General features: G+C 63.6%; 1 protein-coding gene. It reads left to right on the top strand.

Annotated elements, in window-relative coordinates:
- The first annotated feature begins 495 nt into the window (after positions 1-495).
- Positions 496-717, top strand: a complete 222-nt coding sequence (locus IG98_RS46220; protein ID WP_245651975.1) for a TetR/AcrR family transcriptional regulator — start codon at positions 496-498, stop codon at positions 715-717.
- The last annotated feature ends 561 nt before the right edge of the window (positions 718-1,278 follow it).

The raw sequence follows: 1,278 nt of genomic DNA, 5'->3' as shown, positions 1-1,278 counted from the left end.
TTCTCTTCGAACATGGGCAAGATCCTGCCAGGGGCACACGGGCGACGAGGACCAGTTCGACTTCAACCCGGTGAACCTATGCGGTCACGGCACTAGCGAGGAACCCCGGGCGTTCGCGCCACGCAGGGCGTGCGCGCAGACACATCAAAGACTGAAAAGCAGAAGGTCAGGTTGCCGCGAGGCTCGACCACACTCCCTCGCCCTCCGCAGCGACCGCTCGACCGCTGAGACGAGATCGACTCGGCGGCCTCATAGACGAGTATCTGCAGGTCGCATGACATGACCGAGTTCTCGGCGCGCACAGCCGTCGCAACAAGTTGGGACGACGTGCACGTCAGCCGCGCCAGCCGTCGTGCTGGTGGCCCGTAGTCAATGCTTTTGTAAGGATGTTGCCGACTCTACCCTTACGTGTGTAAGGCTACAAGGGTTCTGCTGCAGAGAGAGGTCCGGGTGCCCGGAACCTCGACACCCCGCCCACCGCTCAGCCGGCAGCGCGTGATCGAGGCAGCGGTGACCGTCGCCGACGAGCGGGGCGTCACGGCGGTCAGCATGCGCGATGTCGCAGAGTGGCTTGGCGTCGAGGCCATGTCGCTGTACCACCACGTCGCGAACAAGCACACGATCCTCGACGGGATCGCCGACGCCGTCTTCGGCGAGATCGAGCTCCCAGAGCCAGACCTTTCGTCGGACCGGAGCCGTGGTCCCGGCCGGCCCTAGTCCATCGGTGGACGCGCATGCAGCAGTTTCGGCATGACAATCCCCCCTGAGACCATCATCACCCCAGGTCAGCAGGGATCTTTGACTCCATTCAGGAACACAGCACTAAGCGACGATTGGGGTGCGCGCGCTGGAGGTGGATGTCGGCTCCGGTGAAGCGGTTGAAGCAGCTGATCTCCGTCCAGTGACCAAAAGTCGTTGCCGGGCAGTGCACTCCCGGACGCCCTGTGCCCGCGCACGTCTTTCCGGGAGATCTCGCGTCCGCCGGGACGACTTCCAGCGCGGCGGAGAAGCTCGAGAACGCCCATACGCAGATTGTCGATCCTGATCGGTGCTGAACGTCGGCCGGCTTACCTTCGGCGGCGACATCATCGAAACCGGTACCGAGTCCTACTGATTAACCCAAACCCAGGCCCGATCGGAACAACAGTAGGCAACCTGCACGCTGGCCATCTTCATCATGAGAAGGCCGCGATCACCGGTGAACGTCACCCCAGAAACCGCCGCGCGCCACGCAGTCTGGTCCGAAGCCGTCGCTGCGTCATGTCGCACTCCAGGCGC

Source organism: Streptosporangium amethystogenes, assembly GCF_000721075.1.
GTDB lineage: Bacteria > Actinomycetota > Actinomycetes > Streptosporangiales > Streptosporangiaceae > Streptosporangium > Streptosporangium amethystogenes.
Note: the sequence above shows the minus strand (reverse complement) of the source record. Positions and strands in the feature narration are given on the sequence as shown.